Raw genomic sequence first — 18,874 nt, 5'->3', positions numbered from 1 at the left:
GAGCATGCCGGGATGTTCGCAAAGGCCAGGGAGGCATCAGCCATGAGCTCGGATCCGAAGGACTTGATCGCACCGACGCCGCGCGAACGGGAGCTGATGACGCTGATCGCGCGGGGGATGCAGAACAAGAACATCGCCTACGAGCTCAACATCTCGGAGAACACGGTGCGGGCGCATATCGGCAACATCATGCGCAAGTACCGGCTTCAGAACAGAACGCAGATCGCGATCGCCTTTGCCCTGCACACCGCACCATCGTCGCTCCGCCGTGATCTCGCCAAGACCGAACTCTATCCGGCCGCGACGAAGCCGGCGCAGGCGCTTGCACCGAATCCACCGGCGGCGCAGACCGCGCCGGATTGAATGGTTGCAGCTACCATCCCTTGCGTTGCCCGACGGGCAAAACATTCAATCTATGGGTCAACGCACGCGGCCTAAAATATTCCACTTTACCGAAATTCGGAAATCACATATGTGTCGCGCAACCCGGCCCAAGGAAGAGGGGCGTATCGCGATCGTCACGAACGCGGGCCGGGGGGCGGTGGACGCTGATGGCGTTGGCGCGAAAGGGTTTGCAGGGCGGAGAGCCGTGAGCAAAGACCTCGCGCATACGACCGGTGTCATCGGCGTACGGCAAAATCGTGTGGTCCTGGCGCCCGGGGTCTGTGCGCCAAGTCTTGCGGTGATGTGAGCGGCCCAACCGGGCCCACGCATCAGCCATCCGCAAGGCGACGGGGGCAATAGTGCATCGCTCCCCGGGGAGAGCACGACATAAGCCGTAAAGCAACTGCGCAGGGAAGGCCGGATGTTTGGCTTCACCTGTATGCCGCTGTGCAAATTCTTCGTTGCCACCTTTCGCACAGTGGACCGTGGGTGCCCGGCCGGCACCCGGTCTTCCCTGCGCCCTCTTTCAATTGAGGGTGAGCAAGAAGCAAAGCTCGGGCGAGTCCGCCGCGAGGATGCGAAGGCGTGTCCACGAGCAAAATGCGAATTGAGGAACGCGCTTCCCACCGCACACTCCGTCATTGCGAGCGCAGCGAAGCAATCCAGAGTCTTTCCGCGGAGGGATTCTGGATTGCTTCGCTGCGCTCGCAATGACGGTGTTGAGACAGCGGTGTCACAATGCAGTAGTCTCGTGCGCTGGACACGAGCGTGAAACGAAGCTGCGAGCCGCGACCGCGGCCCATTTGCCTTACATCCCGATGTCGAACACGTTCGGCAATTGGCCCGCCAGAGGCAGTGCGGTGGCGCCGAGGAAGGTCGCCACCATCGCCATCAGGCGACGGTTGTTCTGGCGCTTGCCGCGCATCTGGCCGGCGATCCACTCCAGCATCTCGCTGTTGACCTTGGAAGCATAGGACGGCGCCCAGCTCTCGATCTCGGTGTCGGCCGACAGCGCAACGCTGCGCGGCGGCACCTTCAGGCCCGAGGCGCTCGCGGCATAATGGGCGACCGCCTTGGCAAGCAGGTCGTCGAACCGGCCGCCATCGGTGCGCTCGGTCGCGGCCTCGTTGATCTCGAACAGAACTTCGGCCTCGGCGCGGCTGACCGGCTGGTCGTTGACGGCGGTGGCGGTGAGGATGCGCATGCACCAGGCGGTGTCATCAGCGTCGAGCGAGCGGGAGAAATGCACCCGTCCCTTGGTGGTCGGGCCTTCGCCCGTGATCACGCCGTCGCGCACGACGGAAAGGGCATGAGCTGCAGTATCGCGGCAGGACGGCACGAGGGACGACGACTCGGTAGGCTTAGGCGCAGCGGCGGACATAGTTCACTTCCAGACTTCTTCTGATCGACCAGCATTTCCATGCCGGCGTAAAGGGGTGGTTAACGATTCGATACGGGGATCGCGACTTTTCTAGATGGTTGCCAATTGGTCGCTATCAGGACCAATCTGGTTCTAGAACGCGCCGGGCGAGCGTGATGAAAGTCATAAAAGGCATTATCGGGGCGAGCGAGACCGTGTGACCCCGGGTGGAGCTGTTTCGCCGCAGCTGCCGCTGTAACAATAAGTTGCTAGAAAATCGGCCCTTCAAAGAAGAAATTCACATTCTACTTGAGCCGGTTCAGTTGGCGTTCACTTAGGCCGGCGAAGCCCTTATAATGGATGTGACGGCCGGAGACGAATTCTCGATTAGATTCAATGAGATGAGGTAAGATCATGACACTTCCGATCGGCGCCACCGCCCCTGACTTCGAAGCCGAAACCACCGAAGGGAAGATCAAGTTCCACGACTGGATCGGCGACAGCTGGGCCCTCTTGTTCTCACACCCGAAGGATTTCACGCCGGTTTGCACCACCGAGCTCGGCGCCCTCGCCAAGCTGAAGCCGGAATTCGACAAGCGCGGGGTGAAGCTGATGGGCCTCTCGGTCGATCCGGTCGACCGTCATGCCAAATGGTCGGAAGACATCATGGAGACCCAAGGCGCCGCGCCAAACTACCCGATGATCGGCGACACCGATTTCAACGTCTCCAAGCTCTACGGCATGCTGCCGGCCTCGACCTCTGGCGATCCCCTCACCCGCACGCCGGCCGACAACCAAACCGTCCGCAACGTCTTCATCATCGGCCCGGACAAGAAGATCAAGCTGGTGCTGGTCTATCCGATGACGACGGGCCGGAACTTCCAGGAGATCCTGCGCGTCATCGACTCGCTCCAGCTGACCGCCAAGCATCGCGTCGCCACCCCGGCCGACTGGTCGCAGGGCGACGACGTCATCATCGCGGGCTCGGTCTCCAACGACGAGGCCAAGACGATCTATCCGCAGGGGTGGAAGGAGCCGAAGCCCTACATCCGCATCGTCCCGCAGCCCAGATGACTTTTGGCGGTCGCGGATAGCGGCCGCAAAAAGTCATCCCGGGGCGATGCGTCAGCATCGAACCCGGGATCTCGAGATCCCGGGGCTGGTCCTTAGGACCATCCCGGGATGACGACCCAGAATCACGCCGCGTGCACGCGGTCGAGGAAGCTCTCGACCTCGGCCTTCAGATGCAGGCTCTCGCCCGACAGCGCCTGGGCGGAAGCAAACATCCGGCTCGACGTTTCGCCCGTCTCGCTGGCGCCCTTGGCGGCGTGACGGACATTGACCGCGACATCGGCCGTGCCTGACACCGCGGCGCGCACGCTGGCCACGATGTTGTGCGTCGCGCTTTTCTGTTGCTCGACCGCCGCCGAGATCGAGCCTGCGATGCCGCTGATGCGCTCGATGGTCTGGCTGATCGCCTTGATGGCTGCGACCGATTCCTCGGTCGCAAGCTGCATGCTCTCGATCTGGTTCGAGATCTCGTCGGTCGCCTTCGCGGTCTGGCCGGCGAGCGTCTTGACCTCCTGAGCCACCACCGCGAAGCCGCGGCCGGCATCGCCCGCGCGCGCAGCCTCGATGGTCGCATTCAGCGCCAGCAGATTGGTCTGCTCGGCGATCGAGGTGATCAGCTTGACGACGTCGCCGATGCGCGAGCCGGCCTCCGAGAGCTGCGCGATGCGCTGGTCCGTCGCTTCGGCCTGCCGCACCGCCTCGGCGGAGATCTCGTTCGATTCCTGCACCCGGCGGGTGATCTCGGAGATGGATTGAGACAGCTCGTCGGAAGCGGACGCGGCCGAACGCACATGCTCGGAGGCGCTTTCGGAAGCTCCCGCCGACTGCGCCGACAGATCTGCCGTGGAGCGCGCGGCGTCGGTCAGTTGTCGCGCGGCGCGCTCGAACTCGCCGGACGATGCCAGCACCTTGTCGAGAATGCCGCCGACGCTGCCGCGGAACCCCTCGACGAAGTTGCGCAGCTCGGCCTTGCGCTGCTCGGCTGCGGCAGCGGTTGCCGCCGCCTGCTCGGTGCGTAGGCGCGCCCGCTCCTGCGAGTTGCTCTTGAACACCGCGAGCGTGCGGGCGATCTCGCCGATCTCGTCGGCACGGTCCTCGCATTCGATCGCGACGTCGCCCTGGCCGTTGGCAAGCGCGGTGAGCGAATGCGTCACCGAGGTCAGCGGCCGCGTGATGCGGCGGACGACCAGCAGGGTCAGGACCAGCACCAGAAGCGCGGCAAGGCCGGCAGCGGCAGCCATGCTCTCCATCGCCTGGGACAGCATGCCCTCGAACTGCGTCATGGGGATGCCGACATAGAGAATGCCGGCGACCTTGCCGGTGGCATCCGCGATCGGGAAATAGGCGGTCATGAACGTCTTGCCGAATAGCGTCGCCGGCCCCTTATAGGGCTCGCCACGGCGCAGCGGGGCCTGCCCCGGATGATCCGCGGCCAGCTGGGTCCCGACGGCGCGGTCGCCGTTTTCCTTTTTCACGTTGGTCGAGCGGCGGATGAACTGCCCGCTCGCCGCGTCGAACACGAACAGCGTCGCGTTGCCGCCGACATAGGACACCGCCCGGTCGACGATGGCGTGATCCCTGAAGTCGGGCATTTTGGGGATCTCGGCGCGGACCACCGCGCCATCCCGGATCGTGATCTTGGCTTCGGGAACGGTCTCCGCAAAGGCCAGCCCCAGCGTGCGCAGATTGACCTCGATGTCGCGCAGGGCGCGGTCATTGAAGGCGGATGTCAGTGACCAATAGCCTGCGCCGACCACGAGCGCCGTGTTCATTGCGATCAGCAGCACCGCGCACAGGACCGCCTTGGTGCCGAGCTTGAAACGCGGCAGGAACTTCGCCGTTAGAAGATTGGACATGGATGGAATGCCCCCCGTAATTCCTGCATATTGGTGCAATTGACTTACAGCCCGATTAACGACGGTTCCCGCGGGCAGCACGCGGGATGGTTTCCAAGTGGTAAACGCGGCCTTCCCTGACCCCGCCCAGTCAGCCGTCCATCATCGTCTGGTTTCGCGACGATCTCCGCCTGTCCGACCACCCCGCCCTCCACGCCGCCGCCAAGTCCGGAGCGCCGGTGCTTTGCCTCTACGTACTGGACGAGGCGGCGGGGCGAGCGCCGGGCGGCGCGGCACGCTGGTGGCTGGCGCAGTCGCTGCGGGCGCTCGGCGCCGAGATCGCCGCGCGCGGCGGCTCGCTTGTCCTGCGCAGAGGGCCCGCGGCCAAGGTGATCCCTGAGGTGGTGCGACAGAGCGGTGCCCGCGCCGTCTATTGGAAGGAGATCGCGCAGGCGCCTCATCAGGCGGTTAATCCAGGGCGAGAAATTCGATCCTGACGGAGCCTATGTTCGACGCTGGGTTCCGCAACTGAAGGCCCTGCCGGCCAAGCTGATCCACCGGCCCTGGCAGGCAACGCCGATCGAGCTTGCGAGCGCGGGCATCACCATCGGCAAGACCTATCCGCAGCCGATTGTCGATCATGCCAGCGCACGCGAACGCGCGCTCGCCGCCTACGCAAAGATCCGCAAAGGTTGAGCGGCGCTTTGACACGATTTCGAAACCCGCTATCGTCATCGCTCCATGCAAACCGTGGGGGACGATATGGACGACGAGAAGCCGATCACCGAACAGGCGATGGAGACGATCACCACTGCCGTGGAAACGACCAAGGACGCGGCAGTCGCCGCAGTCAAGCAGGTGAAGAAAGCCGCCAAGAAGGTCGCGAAGAAAGTAGCGCCGAAGAAGGCGGCCAAGCAGAAAACCAAGAAGGCTGCGAAGAAGACGACGAAGAAGGCCGCAAAGAAGTCGTCCAAGAAGGCCGCGAAAAAGTCTGCGAAAAAGGCAGCCAAGAAAGCCGGCAAGTCGAAGAAGAAGGCCAAGAAGGCCAAGCGCTGATCGCACCGGAAGACGTCTCCGGGTGCGGGCGCGCCCGGAGACAGCCCGCATCTATCCTCGCCGCTTGCTCGGCGTTGAAGCACTTCCGCGTTTCCGGCGAGCCGAACTGCGTGCCGTCAGGACCGCCAATTGACCACAAAGACCGCCGCGGCGCAGAGCGCCATGCCTGCAATGGCAATCGCGTCCAGCGTTTCTCCGAACAGCAGATAGGCCATCAGGGCCGTGACGGCCGGAACCAAATAGAACAGGCTTGCGACCGAGGTCGCCGCGGCGTGGCGGATCAGCCAGTACAACAGCCCGATCGATCCGATCGAGAGCGCGACGGCGAGCCAGGCGAGTGCAAGCACGAACTCCCGCGTCCAGTGCACCACGCGATCCTCGAACAGGAAGGCGCCGACCGCGAAGAAGATGGTGACGGCCACATACTGCACGAGATTGCCGGCGCGCCAGTCGATGTGATTGCAGTAGCGGCGCTGATAGAGCGTGCCGAGCGTGATGCTGACCAGCGAGACCACCGAGGCGAGCCAGCCGAGCCCAGCTTCGCCGGTCATCGGGCGGTTGTGCAGAATCAGCACCACCCCACCGAGGCCGAGCACGAGCCCGGCCCATTGCAGCGGCGTGACCCGTTCGCCGAGCCAGCGATTGGCGATGGTCGAGGTCAGAATCGGCTGCAGACCTGGAATCAGCGCCGACAGGCCGGCCGGAATCGAATGCGCGATCGCAATCGCGGTGCCGCCGAGATAGAAGCCGTGGACGAGGATGCCAGCGACCGCGCTGTGCGCGATGCCGGCGCTATCAGGCCATTTCGGCCGCGCGATGCCTGCGATGATTGCCATCAGCCCGACCACGATCGCCATGCGAATGGCGAGATAGGTCAAGGGATCGGCATTGTTGACGACGTATTTGGTCCCGATGAATCCGGTGCTCCAGAGCAGCACGAACAGGATCGGCGCGGCGCGGGCCGCCAGGGTTTCTTGATTATGGTTCATTGCCGCCCTCATTGCCCGACCCTCGGCCATGCGGCAATGCGAATTTCGTGGTAACAATATGCTGCGCTGCGACGGACGATCGCGGTGCGTCTCAGCCGCTCACCATTCTTCCGGGCAGGGATTGACGATCTTCCAGAGCTCGACGCCGTTCTTGATCTTCTTCATGTCGGTGGTGAGCCCGCCATTGCGGCGAATCCAGTCCTTCACCGTGTCGGGGTAGTAGGACATGAGATCGGAGGTACCCTCGGCGCTGGTGACCTTGATGCCGAAGGTGAACGCCTTGTCGTAATAGGCCTGGTGGAAGCCGAGGCTCGCGCGCGGCGTCACGCAGATCTTGTTCATCGGCACGATGCCGAGCACGAGCGTGCAGGCCGAATTGCAGATGCCGTCGATGATGACCCGCTCGCCCTTTTCGCGCACCCGCTTGTACTTGGCCTTGTACTCCTCGACATAGCCGCCGTGGTCGCGCGTGATGTGCAGCTCGGCGCGCGCGGGCGTGGCGGCGGCGAGGCAGAGCAACAGCAGACTCGGAAGCGTGATGCGCATGGCGAGACGACGACGAAGGCCTTCAGGAATGTACCGGACTCGAGGGGCCGGCAAATGATCCCCCGGGGCCGGCGGCAGAATTCTTAACCGAATAGTCTTTGGTCATACTTGTGTGGGGAATTCGTTAAGCATCCCGAAAAGGCCAAAAATGGGCAGCTTTCGCCGCATGTCCGGCAATTCTGTCACACCCACCCGGAAATCTGCGGGATTGGCCGTGATTTCGGGCCTCCGGAGCGATGCTTGGCCGCTCGAAATTGCTATAACAGGCTGACCTATTCGAGCGGGTTCCGGAGAATCGAGATGAGCAAGTTGACGCGTGTCGCCGCGGTTGCGGCCTTGACGGCTGCGGTCTTGGCCCCCGCCCTCGCGGAGGCGAACGGCCGCCACCGGTACCACCGCTCCTACGCCAACCCGCTGCCCTACCCGATCAGCTACCTGCACAATTACGGCCCGGGTATCACCCCCGGCACCTTCGCCTACTATGACGGCCCGGCGACCAACCACTGCTACCGCAGCGCGGCCGCTTATATTGGTCAGGACGGCCGGCGGCACCCCTGCTACTGAGGGGCCGCGGCCGCTGCTGCTCCTCTATTTGGCCAGCGGCAAATTCGCCGGGATGATGGAAGCCTTGGGCACGTGCGCAGGATGATCGTCGGATCATGGCCGGCTCGAGATGTTTGCACTTTCATGTTGATGGTACCGGTCAAGTCACGACAAGTGGCCTTATCCGCTGACCTCATCTTTTGATGCTGCAGGCCAGTGATCATTGCGCAAGACATGACCTCGCAAAAGCGAAGGGGCCCCGAGGGGCCCCCTTCAAACGTTACCAGCGGCGATAGCCGTAGTACCCATAAGGGCGCGGACCGTAATAGCGCGGCGCGTAATACCGCGGGCCGTAATATGGCCGCGGCCTGTAGTAGCCATAGTAGCTTGGCCGCCACCAGCACCGTCCCCAGGCGTCGCAAACCATGCGGACCTGCTCGATGCCGGAGACCTGCGGTGTCGCAGGCGCAGGCGCGATGGGCATGGCGGATGCCGTCGATGACGCAACGAGAGCGCCGAATAGGGACGTAGCCAATCGGCCAGTATTGAGTTTCATGATGTCTTCCTCCGCTTGCGCGATGCAGGATATCGAGGTCGTTCTGATCAAATTGTGGCCGAACCGAAATGTAATACAGATGAACAAACCTTCGGCGAGCTGACCGGGACATCACGGCTCGGCAGCCGCTGAATGCCAGTCATCCATATCTGTCGATCTCGCCGGAGAAGGTCTTCTTCATCATCTCGAAATCGAGTGATCCCACCGCGAAGCGGGCGGAGTGGCGTCGTTCTGGACATCGGTGACGACGACTTGAGCTGCGGCGGCGGTGGGCGCGGCGAAACCACCGTGCGGAGTTCGCGAGCTTCATCCACACGCTCTCAATGTTGAGATCAATCTGGGTGGCGCTGACCCGGATTGGCCACGGCGACGGTGATCTCTCCGATTGGCGTCGACTGCGCGCTCAGGCCGCGCAGACGCACAACCAGGGGGACCGCCTCTCACCGAACTACGAGATCGAGAAGCAATTGCTGCGGTCGGGCGCGCGGCGGCAAACCGGCATCCCGGCAAGCTGATGCACGCGCGCCGCGGGCCCATCGGCGTGATCCGCCGCCCGCGCCGCTTTAGAACATATATGGAACAAAGAAGATTGGCGCGCTCGGAAGGATTCGAACCTCCGACCCTCGGAATCGAAATCCGATGCTCTATCCAGCTGAGCTACGAGCGCCCTGGCCCGAGTAGCGAGCCACCGAGATCCGCCGGCCGGCGCTGGCGAGGAGCCAGCACACCCGACAGCGGTCGGATTGGTTCGAATTAGCAGAGAGGCCGGCCAATAAAAAGCCCTTCCCGCCTCGATCGAGGCTACCGAAGGCGCTGTTACCAGGTCGTGTTGAAGAGGCCGAAATGCGGCTGCTGAGCGACCAGCATCATGGGGCGGCCCGGCTGATGCACCGAATAGGTCCTGACGATCTTACGCTTGGGCTGGGCCTGGACCGGAGACGCTTGAGCCGGGGACGTCTGCGGCTGAACGGCCTCGGACTTCCTGGCTGCGGCGGTCCCGGCCCTCGGCTCTGGCGTGAACTGGGCGAAGGTCTCGCGCACCCGCGTCTTGGCCGACATCTCGGCCAAAGCCGGCGACAGGCTCTCCTGTACCGGTGGCTGGGGAGCCGCAACTGCGGCAGTCTGAACCGCGGGTGCGGCAATCGTCGGCTGGCTCGTGTCGAGGACGACGCGCTCAGGCAGATGACGATCGGACCGGATTCGGATCAGCGGCTGGTCGTTGCTTGCGGTCGCAAAGGCCTGCGCTAGGGGCGCCGCCGGGAAAACGAAATCCGCCGCGAACAGCAGTGTGAGCAAAGCTCCACCGACAAAGATGAGATACCTAAAGATGGGCATTGGCCGCGCTCCGCCCCCCGCATCCCCGCGTGGGCTCTGCTCGCCTCAACAGGCGATCTTCCAATTGGTTCCTGGCCCAGCCGTTCGGTTCAAATGGTGATGCATGGTTTTTCGGCCAAGGACCGCAGAAGGTAACTTTTCAGCTACCGGGACAGGCCGCTTTCAAGCGCGGCGTGCTGCAACCGGGGAACATTTTGCCTGATCGGCATTCACGTTAACGAAGCCGATTGGGATACGCACGAAGGTCTTGCGGCTCTTCATGCTGACCGGATCCGCCAGCACGCGGCTGCGGTCGGTCAGATGACTTCCGTCGCGCCGCGTGAAGGCACAGACGATCTCGACATCTTTTACGGCATAGTCGTTGTCGTTTCGCAGCGTGAACGTCACCAGGGCTTTGGAGCCGAGGCCGCCGCGACGCCAGGTCTGTGATGAAATCCTGAGACGACCAAGTTCTGCTGTCGCCGGCACCTGAGCTTCGGACACAGGCGAGGCCACTTTGGACGCATCGCCGGAGGGAGGCGCTTCAACAGCCGCCAGCTCAGGCCTCACCGGCTCAGCACTGTTGCCCTTGGAGAGAGGTAGCAGCATCCAAATGCCGCAACCGACGATGATTGCCGCCAGCAGCCATAGAAGGCTTCGGCCAAATGAGACGCTCGCAATCGTCACGGCCCGCGCCAGTCGTTCGCCGGTGCCGGCCAAGCGCCCCAATCCGAGTCGGTCGAGCCTCGCATTCATGGTTGCACACCGATCGCGACCGCAAGCAGCATCGAAGATGGACTCAGTCACAGCTTACCTTAATTCGGGCGACGAACTAAGGTTCCCCCAACTTCATGCGAGTCGGCAACGGCGGTGGTGACCACCGGCGATACTGCTAGCATGCGCCGTAGCATCGAATAGACCCGTTGGGAGATTATGAAATGCCGTTCGCCGTCGCTTGGGATCACGTCCATCTGCGCAGCCCCGATCCGGAGGCCACCGCGGCCTGGCTGCGGGACATCCTTGGTGGCGAGATCGTGCACGCGCCAGGACGAATCGACGTGAACCTCGGCGGAGCCAGGATCTTCATCGCGCCACTCGAGGGCGACAGCGCCGTCAGCCCGCCACCTCCGCACCCACATCAGGGCCTTGACCATTTCGGCTTGACGGTGAAGGACATCGACGCGGTCGCCGCCGAGATCAAGGCCAAGGGTGTCACGTTCACGCGCGAGCCGACGACCATTCGTCCCGGCGTACGCATCTGCTTCATCCGCGGGCCCGAAGGCATCTCGATCGAGCTGCTCGAGCGCGACAAGAAATATACCTGACGCGACGGGGCGCCCCGCCGTCCAGGCACCGAGCCGGCGACGACGTCACGCCCGAACGCTAAGTCATGCTACCGGGCATAAAGCAGCGGATGGTGACACCCATGTAGCCGTAGATCGGCCAGACCATGGTGCGTCCCACCCGGTTCGGCTCCGAGATCACGGCCTCCGCGGGCACGTCGAGCCAGACGAGCTCCTGCTGCTGGCCATCGAGCGCATAGCCATAGCGCGGGACGCGGACGCGATAATGCCCGTCCTTGCTGTCCCAGTCAGAGTCCGAGAGCGCCGAACCGTCGGCATCGGAGCAGCAAGGCCCCTTGCCGCTGCGCAGACTGTCGAACCAAGCCTTCAATTCGGGATTGGTGTTGGCGAACTGCCCGCGGTCGCGCGCGTGCCCCGAGGAGGCTGCGAGCGCGATCAAAGCCAAGGCGGGCGCCAGCCTCGTCAGGTTTGCCCGGCGTATCGCATCGCCAATCCGCCGTTGTTCGCTTCTGCAATTCGTGGGACGCGCACTGTACAGACGCGGCTCATTGCCGCCGGAATCGATCCAGTTGGTCACGTTCGTCTTGCTCCAGCACCCCGCGGCCAGTGCAGCAATGGTTATGCATTTCGCGGGCCAACTCTGATTCGCAACGTCGGGCCTCGCCTCACCATCAGAGCGTCACGACGGTGTCATGGACAAGCCGGAACAACTACGGCTCGCAGGCCGCCGCGACCGGCAAACTGCCTCGTTGCGCGCAGGGATGGGCTTTGGCATAAAAGCGGGACCGGTTGCGCCATTGGGCGATGGCGGCCGGCCTACGGGACGTTATGAAAAACGGCCTCTATTCAATTCACGTCACCCTGCTCGATGGTCGAGTCGGCAAGGGCAGCGGCGTGATTCTCTTCCGCGACGGCAAGATTCTCGGGGGCGATGCCTACCTGTATTACACCGGCAGCTACACGGTGAAGGACAACAACAGCTTCAAGGGCGAGGTGCTGGTGCAACGGCACACCTCGCCTCGAGGCGATGACAATCCGCTGTTCGGCGGCCCTGCCCCGGTCGGCATCGGCGTCACCGGCACGTTCACGGACACGCGCGGACAGATGACCGGCACCGCGCTGGTCGGCAAGGCCAGCCAGATCTTCGGCGCGACGCTGCACAAGCTTGCAGACGTCGATTAGCTATTCCGCGGCCTGTTCGAGCGGCGCCACACGCGGCAGGATCATCTGGATGCGCGTACCGCCACCCGGTTCGGAATCGAGATCGAGCCGGCCACCGAGCCGGTTGGTGACGATGCTGTAGACGATGTGCAGCCCGAGGCCGGTGCCGCCTTGGTCGCGCCGCGTGGTGAAAAACGGATCGAAGGCGCGGCGACGGACGTCGAGCGACATGCCGCAGCCATTGTCGGAGAAGATGATCTCGACGTTGTCCTTGCCGGACTCGCGCACCTGGATCTCGATCGTTCCGGGCCGGCCGTCCGGGAAGGCGTGCGCCACCGAGTTCAGAAACAGATTGGTCAGCACCTGGCCGTACGGGCCGGGATAGCTGTTCATGGTCAGGTCCGGCTGACACTCGACGTTGAGCGTCAGATTGTGCTTACGCAGGCCCGGCCGCAGGCTCATCACCACCTGCTCGGTGAGGTCACCGAGATCGAAAGTGCGCTGATCCGAATAGTTGCGGTCGGCGGCGACCTGCTTGAACGACTGAATCAGCTCGGCGGCGCGGTTGAGATTGGAGACGAGCTGTGAGGACGCATCGCGGCTGGTGCTGAGGAAGTCGTTGAGCGTGGAGCGGCGCAGCTCGCCGCGCTCGACTTCGGCAGTGAACATGGCGGTCTTGCGCTCCAGCGCGGAGGCAACCGTGAGGCTGATGCCGACGGGATTGTTGACCTCGTGGGCGACGCCGGCGACGAGGCGCCCGAGCGCGGCCAGCTTCTCGGCCTCGATCAGGGAGGCCTGGGTCTCGCGGAGATTGCGCAGCGCGGTTTCGGCGGCTTCCTTGGCCTTGCGCATCTCCTGCTCGCCGCGCTTGCGCTCGCCGATATCGAGCGCAACGGTCACGATCCGCTCGATCTCGCCCTCGGCGTCGAGCAGCGGCAACTTGTTGACCAGCCATTGCCGCATGTTGCCGGAGGCGTCCTGATACTCCTCCTCATAGAAACCGAGACCTTTTCGAAGCTTGAGCACCCGCTTGTCGCTCTCGTCGGACTTGGATGCGCCGTAGCGCGACATCAGGTCGGCCGTGGTGCGGCCGAGCGCCTCGCCGGGCTCGATGCCGAAGATGCCGGCCATGTAGCGGTTCATCAGCACGTAGCGCAGATTGCGATCCTTGACGTTGATCACCGCCGGCACGGTGTCGATGACCTGCTGGAGCAGGCGCCGGCCTTCGGCGATGGCTTCCTCCGCCCGCTTCTGGTCGGTGATGTCGCGCAGCGTGCCCTCGTAGCGGATGATGTTGCCCGCTTCGTCTCGCACGCCCGTGGCGCTGTCGGAGAGCCAGAGGATGTCGCCGCTGCGCTGGCGCACCTGATACTCGAACTCGCGCACCATGCCGTCGCGCGCCATCAGCCGCTGGTATTCGGCGCGCGCCTCGGGGTGGACGTAGATCGTGTGGGCGATGTCGCTGATGCTGTCGATCAGCTGCTGCGGGCTGTCGTAGCCCATCATGCGCGCCAGCGCGGGATTGGCGTTGAGGAGGTCACCGGCCGGCGTCGTCACGTAGATGCCGTCGATAGAGCCTTCGAACAATTTTCGATAGCTCTCCTCGGCGAGCCGCTGCTCGGTGAGCGCGCGCACCGCCGCCTCGCGCGCGGTGTCGGCCTCCTCCAGCGCGCGGCGAAACACTTCGGCCGCCCGCGCAATGTCGCCGATCTCGTTGCCGAGGTCGGCGGACGGAATTGAGACGTCTTTCCGGCCGGCGGCAAGCGCGCGAATGGATCGCGCGATCTGGGCGAGCGGACGCACCGTCCTGCGCACCACGAACCAGGCAGCGCCGATGCCGATCAGCACGCCGACCGTGCCGAGCACGATGCTCTGCCATCGCGCCTCGGTCAGTGTCCGGGCGAAGTCGCGCGACAGCACGTGGCCGCGCCGGGAGCTGACCTCGCGCAGCAATTCGGTCACGCGGCCGATCAACCGGCCTTCGGTTCCCAGCACCTCGCGATCGATGTCGGCGATCTGCCGCTCGCGGACGGCGACGGCCATGATCGCCTCTGCATAGTCGTTCACCGCCGACTTCAGCTTGGCATCGGCAATATCGAGCCCCCGCATTCCCTGTGCAGCCTGCTCGGCTGCGGACGGGTTGCGCGCGAGCAGCCCGATCGCGATCCGGCCCTGTGCCTCGGACAAGCGGGACGCCAGCTCGCGGTCCGCGGTGCCTTCAACCGCTGCGTCGAATTGTTCGCGCAGCGGCGGCAGTCCGGCGAGCAGCTGGGCGCGGCGGTCGATCAGCGTGGAGATCCGCTCCAGGCCGGAGCGATAGGTTGCGAGCCGCTCGGTGACCCCGTCGAGCATGTCCTGCTGCTCGGGCGCGAGCTCGATGCGGGTCTTCTTCAGGATGTCGCTGAGCGTCGAGGCCGCCTCGCCGACCTGCTGGAACTGGATGCCGGCACCGGGATCCGTGACGAAGTCGCGCGCGGCAAGACGCAGTTCGTTCATGCGGCGATCGATGTCCTCGGCGAGGTCGCCGACGCTCTGCAGCCGCTGCAGCTCCGCGAATGTTGTATCGATGTGCCGGATCGCGATCACGCTCGCAGTCGAGGTGACAATGATCACCGCCAGCACCAACAGGAAGCTACCGAAGGTGAGCTGGCCGATGGAGAGCGAGAAGGTTCGCCTTTTCTCAGGGGACGGCGTCAATTCGGCGGACATTGGTGGTTTGAGGACCGGACTGCTGGAGGTCCAATATACGACGTATTCCTGCCCGGGGGGAACATGCCTCGGGACGCGGAATATCGTTAATATCAGGACCTGCCGCCCGCTTCAGGTTTACGACAGTTTGACGCTGGCTGCCCTGCGGGCCGGGATTCGTCGATACTTCGTTGCGTGTCGAAGTGTACTAGCCGACGGCCCCGACCTCGAACACCTCGCCGTCATAGCCGGCCTCGCTGGGGATGCGGAGCTGACGGCCGGTTTCGGTCTTGGTCATCACCGGCATCACCGTGACGATCGAGAGGCCGCGGGCGTGCTCCAGCGCCGCGCTCACGCTTCCCTGCTTGGCGAGCCGGATCAGGTTGCGTGTGGTCGGGAACGGCAGCTTGAAGCGGCCGCTCTCCCCGCCCTCCACCGCCTCGCGCGGCGAGACCCAGATCGAATCGGTGGATTCCCGTCCGTCATGGGCACCGAGCTGGTCGGGCGGTGCCGCGGCCAGGAAGAACCAGGTGTCGAACCGCTTCGGCATGCCCTCCGGCGTGATCCAGTGCGCATAGGGCACGAGCGTGTCGAGCGCGAGCTGGAGGCCGTTGTCGTCGAGGATCTTCAGGAAACTGATCTTGTGCTCGTTGAGGGCGACGCGGTGAGCGTCCGCGATCTCGCCGGCGCGCTTGGCGTCGATTGGCGCGCCGGTGTCCTTCGACCGCGCCAGCAGGATGCCGCTTTCCTCAAAGGTCTCGCGGATCGCGGCGATCCGGAAGCCGCGGTCCGCTTCGCTGAGGCTTTCGCCGCCCGAATAGAGGTCGGCGCGAGCAACGATCTCGTTGTCGCCGGCATCGACGCTGCCACCGGGAAACACCAGCGCGCCCGAGTTGAACTCGATCTGATGATGGCGGACCATCATGAAGACTTCGATTTCGCCGCGGCTCTTGCCATCGGCCTTCGCGCCGTCGCGCAGCAGGAGGATCGTCGAGGCCGGGCGTGATGCTGATGATTCGGCCATGCAACTAGCCTGCGGCGCTGGATTGCGGGCCGAGATTGGCGCGCTTGTCGAAACGGGCGACGCGCGACAAGAGATAATCGACCTCGGCCTTCGCCGTCGCCGTCATGGTCGCACCGGGCTTGCGCTGCGCACTGGAAGCGATGATGCCACGCTTCTGCAGCACGTATTTGCGCACTGTGAGGCCGACGCCGGGCTGCTGCTCGTAGCGAATCAGCGGCAGATGCGCGTCGAAGATGTCATGCGCGGCGTCGCGCTTGCCGGCCTTGGAGAGGTTCACGACATCGATCAGGAGCTCCGGGAAGGCGTAGCCGGTCATGGCGCCGTCGGCGCCCCGCTCCATTTCGAAGTCCAGGAAGGTGCCGCCATTGCCGCAGAGGATCGAGAGCGGACGGAGCGAGCCGTCCTTCTGGAAGCCGCGCAGCGTCGAGATCTTCTCCAGGCCCGGCCAGTCCTCGTGCTTGAGCATCACGCAGTTCGGATTGTCCATGACGATCTTGCGGATCACGGCGGGGGTGAACACGACCTGCAAGGTCAGCGGATAGTCCTGGAGCACCCAGGGCACATCAGGGCCGATGGCTTCCGCCGCCTGCTTGAAATAGCCGATGATCTGGTCGTCGGTGCGAAGCGAGGGCGGCGGCGCGATCATGACGCCGGCCGCGCCCGCATCCATCGAGGCCTTGGCCAGCGAGCGCATGGTGGCAAAGCCCGGCGCGGAGACGCCGACGATCACCTGCATCTTCTTGGCACGCTTGACGTAGCGCACCGCCACCTGCTCGGCCTCGGCGGCGTCGAGCTTGGGGGCCTCGCCCAGGATGCCCAGCACCGTGACGCCGTCGCAGCCGACCTCCTCGTAGAAATCGGTCAGGCGGTCGATCGAGCGCTCGTCGATCCGGCCGTCGTCATGGAACGGCGTCGGCGCGATTGCGAAGGTGCCCTTGGCATCGGCGGTGAGTTTCATTGGGTCTCTCTGTCCTATCAATTGTCGTCATTCCGGGATGGCCCGAAGGGCCAGGCCCGGAATCCATAACCCCGGCTAGTGGTTATGGATTCCGGGTTCGCGACTTCGTCGCGCCCCGGAATGACAGTTTTGGCTAAAACCGCCGCGCCCCCATCTTGATCTGCTCCTCGGAGAAGAAGATCTCCTTGGCGTGATCGACGATGTCCTGGGCCTTCCAGCCCGAGTGCGGCGGCTTCCAGCCTTCCATTTCCATCATCCGCATCTCGCGCACGCCGCGGGGCCCGGACACGCCCAGCACCTTGCCGGTCTGGTCGCCCGACAAGTCGCTGACCATGTATAGCACGGCCGGCGCGATGCCGTCCGGCCCGAGCGCGGCGCCGGGGTTCTCCTTATAGCGGGGCAGGTCTGCGGTCATGCGGGTCAGGGCGCCCGGGGCCAGCGTCCAGATCCGGATGTTGTACTTGCGGCCCTCTATCGCGAGCACGTTGGACAGGCCCCAGATGCCGCCCTTGGCCGCGCCGTAATTTGTCTGGCCGAAATTGCCGATCAGCCCCGACGTCGAGGAGGTGTTGACGATGACGCCGCCGCCGTTTTCCCGCATCCAGCGAAACACCGGCAGGGTGCAACAAAAGGTGCCCTTCAGATGGACCTTGATGACCTTGTCCCAGTCGGCTTCCGAGGCTTTTGCGAAGGTCTGGTCGCGCAAAATGCCGGCATTGTTGACCAGGATGTCGGCGCGGCCAAAGTGCTTGATGGCATCGTCGAACACCGATTGGCCGCCCTCCATGGTGGAGATGTCGGCGCCGTTGGCGACCGCCTTGCCGCCCTCGGCCTTGATCGCATCCACCACCTGCTGCGCCATGGACTTGTCGGCGCCGGAGCCGTCGCGGGGACCGCCGAGATCGTTGACGACGACCGAGGCCCCTTCCCGCGCAAACAGCTTTGCGTAGGCCTCACCGAGCCCGCCGCCCGCGCCGGTGATCAGCGCGACCTTGCCGTCGAGTAGTCCCATGGTGGCGTCTCCCTGTTTTTGTTTCTTGCTCCGTCATGGCCGGGCTTGTCCCGGCCATCCACGAACTTGAGCGCCAACTGCACGAAAGAACGTGGATGCCCGGGACAAGCCCGGGCATGACGAAATAACTCAGAGCCGCGCAAGCGGCCCTATCACCCCAGCACCGTCTTGCCGTTCTTGATCACGGTGACCCCGCGCGACTTCACCTTGGCTTCGAACGAGATCACGTTGCCGTCCTTCCAGAGGTCCATGGTCACGGTCTCGCCGGGATAGACCGGCGAGGAGAACCGCGCGACGTGCTGACGGAAGGCGCTCGCATCGTAGTCGGCATAGGTCTGGAGCACGCCGCGGCAGGTGATGCCGTAGGTGCACATGCCGTGCAGGATCGGACGCGGGAAGCCGGCTTTCTTGGCGAACTCGGGATCGGAGTGCAGCGGGTTGCGGTCACCGCAGAGGCGATAGACCAGCGCCTGGTCGGGGCGCGTGGTGATGTCGATGGTCATGTCCGGCTCGCGCGATGGGATCTTGTGCGGATCCGGCTGGGTCAGGTTCGGCCCGCCGAAGCCGCCGTCGCCGCGGGCAAAGCGCGAGGCGACCAGGGTTGCGAGCTTCTCGCCCTTCTCGTTCTTCAGCACGGTCTGGTGAACGATGACCACGCCCTTGTCCTTGCCCTTGTCGTAGACTTCGAGCACCGAGGAGTCGGCAGTGATGTTGGCGGCGACCGGCAGCGGCTGGTGGAAGGTGATGTCGCGCTCGCCGTCGACCACCATGACGCGGTTGAGGTTCATCTCGCCGGGCCCCGAGCCCCAGGCAGCGACAGAGGCGAAAGTCGGCACCACCTTCAGCGGCCGCGGCGTGAACGCGCCCTCGTTGACGAAAGCGAGCTCCTTCTCGTCCATGGGATCGGCGCCGAGGCCGATGCCGTAGGCGTAGAGCATGACTTCGCGATCGGTGTAGGCGTATTTCTGGCCGAGATTTTTCAGGCCTTTGAGCTCTTCGTATCTGGCGGACATTCTTCTGGTTTCCTCTCCGGATTCTTGTGCGCCGCTGCCAGTCGAAGTGCCCTCTCCCCT

21 protein-coding genes, 1 tRNA gene and 1 pseudogene are annotated in these 18,874 nt (G+C 64.2%); 9 read left to right on the top strand and 14 right to left on the bottom strand.

The genetic code is table 11. The features are described from left to right. The first annotated feature begins 42 nt into the window (after window positions 1-42). The gene (locus ABIA45_RS05310; RefSeq protein ID WP_198399585.1) at window positions 43-363 is read left to right on the top strand and encodes a response regulator transcription factor; all 321 of its coding nucleotides are present in this window, start codon (window positions 43-45) and stop codon (window positions 361-363) included. An 829-nt stretch (window positions 364-1,192) separates the two neighbouring features. Here ABIA45_RS05310 and ABIA45_RS05305 read toward each other — a convergent pair. After that, window positions 1,193-1,765, bottom strand: coding sequence for a hypothetical protein (locus ABIA45_RS05305; RefSeq protein WP_404651263.1), 573 nt, complete (start codon window positions 1,763-1,765; stop codon window positions 1,193-1,195). Window positions 1,766-2,158: 393 nt separating this feature from the next. Here ABIA45_RS05305 and ABIA45_RS05300 point away from each other — a divergent pair, with 393 nt between their 5' ends. Next, window positions 2,159-2,818 (top strand): peroxiredoxin, encoded by a 660-nt coding sequence (locus tag ABIA45_RS05300; protein ID WP_157280498.1) that lies wholly within the window; start codon window positions 2,159-2,161, stop codon window positions 2,816-2,818. A gap of 122 nt (window positions 2,819-2,940) precedes the next feature. Here ABIA45_RS05300 and ABIA45_RS05295 read toward each other — a convergent pair whose 3' ends face one another. Further along, window positions 2,941-4,671, bottom strand: a complete 1,731-nt coding sequence (locus tag ABIA45_RS05295; protein ID WP_157280500.1) for a methyl-accepting chemotaxis protein — start codon at window positions 4,669-4,671, stop codon at window positions 2,941-2,943. A gap of 116 nt (window positions 4,672-4,787) precedes the next feature. On the opposite strand from ABIA45_RS05295, the gene ABIA45_RS05290 reads away from it, so the two are divergent. From ABIA45_RS05290 to ABIA45_RS05280, 3 genes and pseudogenes are all read left to right on the top strand, one after another. Further along, window positions 4,788-5,147, top strand: coding sequence for a deoxyribodipyrimidine photo-lyase (locus tag ABIA45_RS05290; RefSeq protein ID WP_404655612.1), 360 nt, complete (start codon window positions 4,788-4,790; stop codon window positions 5,145-5,147). Then, window positions 5,122-5,346: pseudogene (locus ABIA45_RS05285) on the top strand (FAD-binding domain-containing protein); the annotation flags it as partial. The gene ABIA45_RS05290 and the pseudogene ABIA45_RS05285, both read left to right, overlap by 26 nt. Window positions 5,347-5,412: 66 nt before the next feature. Then, window positions 5,413-5,706 (top strand): histone, encoded by a 294-nt coding sequence (locus ABIA45_RS05280; RefSeq protein ID WP_404651261.1) that lies wholly within the window; start codon window positions 5,413-5,415, stop codon window positions 5,704-5,706. A 116-nt stretch (window positions 5,707-5,822) separates the two neighbouring features. Here the strand turns inward: ABIA45_RS05280 and ABIA45_RS05275 are convergent, their stop codons facing one another. Then, window positions 5,823-6,695 (bottom strand): DMT family transporter, encoded by an 873-nt coding sequence (locus tag ABIA45_RS05275; RefSeq protein WP_271544432.1) that lies wholly within the window; start codon window positions 6,693-6,695, stop codon window positions 5,823-5,825. A gap of 99 nt (window positions 6,696-6,794) precedes the next feature. Beyond that, window positions 6,795-7,241, bottom strand: coding sequence for a hypothetical protein (locus tag ABIA45_RS05270; protein ID WP_157280506.1), 447 nt, complete (start codon window positions 7,239-7,241; stop codon window positions 6,795-6,797). 300 nt (window positions 7,242-7,541) lie between these two features. Between ABIA45_RS05270 and ABIA45_RS05265 the strand changes: the two genes are divergently transcribed. Next, window positions 7,542-7,805 carry a hypothetical protein gene (locus tag ABIA45_RS05265; RefSeq protein ID WP_036041425.1) on the top strand — a complete coding sequence of 88 codons (264 nt, stop codon included), beginning with the start codon at window positions 7,542-7,544 and terminating at the stop codon, window positions 7,803-7,805. Between the two features lie 259 nt (window positions 7,806-8,064). On the opposite strand, the gene ABIA45_RS05260 is transcribed toward ABIA45_RS05265, so the two are convergent. Beyond that, the gene (locus ABIA45_RS05260) at window positions 8,065-8,340 is read right to left on the bottom strand and encodes a hypothetical protein (RefSeq protein ID WP_271544435.1); all 276 of its coding nucleotides are present in this window, start codon (window positions 8,338-8,340) and stop codon (window positions 8,065-8,067) included. Between the two features lie 257 nt (window positions 8,341-8,597). Here ABIA45_RS05260 and ABIA45_RS05255 point away from each other — a divergent pair, with 257 nt between their 5' ends. Beyond that, the gene (locus ABIA45_RS05255) at window positions 8,598-8,855 is read left to right on the top strand and encodes a DUF3775 domain-containing protein (protein ID WP_404655611.1); all 258 of its coding nucleotides are present in this window, start codon (window positions 8,598-8,600) and stop codon (window positions 8,853-8,855) included. Window positions 8,856-8,930: 75 nt separating this feature from the next. Here ABIA45_RS05255 and ABIA45_RS05250 read toward each other — a convergent pair. The 3 genes from ABIA45_RS05250 to ABIA45_RS05240 form a co-directional block, all read right to left on the bottom strand. Beyond that, window positions 8,931-9,007 (bottom strand) — tRNA-Arg (locus tag ABIA45_RS05250). A 149-nt stretch (window positions 9,008-9,156) separates the two neighbouring features. Further along, window positions 9,157-9,675 (bottom strand): hypothetical protein, encoded by a 519-nt coding sequence (locus tag ABIA45_RS05245; protein ID WP_404651260.1) that lies wholly within the window; start codon window positions 9,673-9,675, stop codon window positions 9,157-9,159. Between the two features lie 162 nt (window positions 9,676-9,837). Further along, window positions 9,838-10,410 (bottom strand): hypothetical protein, encoded by a 573-nt coding sequence (locus ABIA45_RS05240; RefSeq protein WP_036011161.1) that lies wholly within the window; start codon window positions 10,408-10,410, stop codon window positions 9,838-9,840. Window positions 10,411-10,592: 182 nt separating this feature from the next. On the opposite strand from ABIA45_RS05240, the gene ABIA45_RS05235 reads away from it, so the two are divergent. Continuing rightward, window positions 10,593-10,979 carry a VOC family protein gene (locus tag ABIA45_RS05235; protein ID WP_271544441.1) on the top strand — a complete coding sequence of 129 codons (387 nt, stop codon included), beginning with the start codon at window positions 10,593-10,595 and terminating at the stop codon, window positions 10,977-10,979. A 58-nt stretch (window positions 10,980-11,037) separates the two neighbouring features. Here the strand turns inward: ABIA45_RS05235 and ABIA45_RS05230 are convergent, their stop codons facing one another. Next, window positions 11,038-11,535: a hypothetical protein gene (locus ABIA45_RS05230; RefSeq protein WP_404651259.1), complete on the bottom strand. Its 498-nt coding sequence runs from the start codon at window positions 11,533-11,535 to the stop codon at window positions 11,038-11,040. A 251-nt stretch (window positions 11,536-11,786) separates the two neighbouring features. Between ABIA45_RS05230 and ABIA45_RS05225 the strand changes: the two genes are divergently transcribed. Then, window positions 11,787-12,140 (top strand): GrlR family regulatory protein, encoded by a 354-nt coding sequence (locus ABIA45_RS05225; protein ID WP_036011154.1) that lies wholly within the window; start codon window positions 11,787-11,789, stop codon window positions 12,138-12,140. On the opposite strand, the gene ABIA45_RS05220 is transcribed toward ABIA45_RS05225, so the two are convergent. From ABIA45_RS05220 to ABIA45_RS05200, 5 genes are all read right to left on the bottom strand, one after another. Next, window positions 12,141-14,828 (bottom strand): PAS domain S-box protein, encoded by a 2,688-nt coding sequence (locus ABIA45_RS05220; protein WP_275498895.1) that lies wholly within the window; start codon window positions 14,826-14,828, stop codon window positions 12,141-12,143. Between the two features lie 187 nt (window positions 14,829-15,015). After that, a complete protein-coding gene (locus ABIA45_RS05215) occupies window positions 15,016-15,831 on the bottom strand; it encodes an NUDIX hydrolase (RefSeq protein WP_271544447.1) in 816 nt (271 codons plus the stop codon). Window positions 15,832-15,835: 4 nt separating this feature from the next. Continuing rightward, window positions 15,836-16,789: a dihydrodipicolinate synthase family protein gene (locus tag ABIA45_RS05210; protein WP_036011146.1), complete on the bottom strand. Its 954-nt coding sequence runs from the start codon at window positions 16,787-16,789 to the stop codon at window positions 15,836-15,838. Between the two features lie 133 nt (window positions 16,790-16,922). Then, entirely contained in the window at window positions 16,923-17,801 is an 879-nt protein-coding gene (locus tag ABIA45_RS05205) for an SDR family oxidoreductase (RefSeq protein WP_271544449.1), read from the bottom strand. 152 nt (window positions 17,802-17,953) lie between these two features. Then, window positions 17,954-18,814: a MaoC/PaaZ C-terminal domain-containing protein gene (locus ABIA45_RS05200; protein ID WP_404540377.1), complete on the bottom strand. Its 861-nt coding sequence runs from the start codon at window positions 18,812-18,814 to the stop codon at window positions 17,954-17,956. Window positions 18,815-18,874 lie beyond the last annotated feature (60 nt).

The organism is Bradyrhizobium sp. USDA 336, from assembly GCF_044908355.1.
Taxonomy (GTDB): Bacteria; Pseudomonadota; Alphaproteobacteria; order Rhizobiales; family Xanthobacteraceae; genus Bradyrhizobium; species Bradyrhizobium yuanmingense.
The sequence above is the reverse complement of the archived record's forward strand: the minus strand, read 5'-3'. Positions and strand labels throughout refer to the sequence as shown.

What these genes read in the sequence shown, in the direction of transcription:
- ABIA45_RS05215 (WP_271544447.1), bottom strand. Translation starts at nt 15,831, where the DNA reads ATGGCCGAATCATCAGCATCACGCCCGGCCTCGACGATCCTCCTGCTG.
- ABIA45_RS05300 (WP_157280498.1), top strand. Translation starts at nt 2,159, where the DNA reads ATGACACTTCCGATCGGCGCCACCGCCCCTGACTTCGAAGCCGAAACC.
- ABIA45_RS05265 (WP_036041425.1), top strand. Translation starts at nt 7,542, where the DNA reads ATGAGCAAGTTGACGCGTGTCGCCGCGGTTGCGGCCTTGACGGCTGCG.
- ABIA45_RS05225 (WP_036011154.1), top strand. Translation starts at nt 11,787, where the DNA reads ATGAAAAACGGCCTCTATTCAATTCACGTCACCCTGCTCGATGGTCGA.
- ABIA45_RS05235 (WP_271544441.1), top strand. Translation starts at nt 10,593, where the DNA reads ATGCCGTTCGCCGTCGCTTGGGATCACGTCCATCTGCGCAGCCCCGAT.
- ABIA45_RS05305 (WP_404651263.1), bottom strand. Translation starts at nt 1,765, where the DNA reads ATGTCCGCCGCTGCGCCTAAGCCTACCGAGTCGTCGTCCCTCGTGCCG.
- ABIA45_RS05205 (WP_271544449.1), bottom strand. Translation starts at nt 17,801, where the DNA reads ATGGGACTACTCGACGGCAAGGTCGCGCTGATCACCGGCGCGGGCGGC.
- ABIA45_RS05270 (WP_157280506.1), bottom strand. Translation starts at nt 7,241, where the DNA reads ATGCGCATCACGCTTCCGAGTCTGCTGTTGCTCTGCCTCGCCGCCGCC.
- ABIA45_RS05245 (WP_404651260.1), bottom strand. Translation starts at nt 9,675, where the DNA reads ATGCCCATCTTTAGGTATCTCATCTTTGTCGGTGGAGCTTTGCTCACA.
- ABIA45_RS05280 (WP_404651261.1), top strand. Translation starts at nt 5,413, where the DNA reads ATGGACGACGAGAAGCCGATCACCGAACAGGCGATGGAGACGATCACC.
- ABIA45_RS05240 (WP_036011161.1), bottom strand. Translation starts at nt 10,410, where the DNA reads ATGAATGCGAGGCTCGACCGACTCGGATTGGGGCGCTTGGCCGGCACC.
- ABIA45_RS05200 (WP_404540377.1), bottom strand. Translation starts at nt 18,814, where the DNA reads ATGTCCGCCAGATACGAAGAGCTCAAAGGCCTGAAAAATCTCGGCCAG.
- ABIA45_RS05275 (WP_271544432.1), bottom strand. Translation starts at nt 6,695, where the DNA reads ATGAACCATAATCAAGAAACCCTGGCGGCCCGCGCCGCGCCGATCCTG.
- ABIA45_RS05295 (WP_157280500.1), bottom strand. Translation starts at nt 4,671, where the DNA reads ATGTCCAATCTTCTAACGGCGAAGTTCCTGCCGCGTTTCAAGCTCGGC.
- ABIA45_RS05260 (WP_271544435.1), bottom strand. Translation starts at nt 8,340, where the DNA reads ATGAAACTCAATACTGGCCGATTGGCTACGTCCCTATTCGGCGCTCTC.
- ABIA45_RS05220 (WP_275498895.1), bottom strand. Translation starts at nt 14,828, where the DNA reads ATGTCCGCCGAATTGACGCCGTCCCCTGAGAAAAGGCGAACCTTCTCG.
- ABIA45_RS05210 (WP_036011146.1), bottom strand. Translation starts at nt 16,789, where the DNA reads ATGAAACTCACCGCCGATGCCAAGGGCACCTTCGCAATCGCGCCGACG.
- ABIA45_RS05310 (WP_198399585.1), top strand. Translation starts at nt 43, where the DNA reads ATGAGCTCGGATCCGAAGGACTTGATCGCACCGACGCCGCGCGAACGG.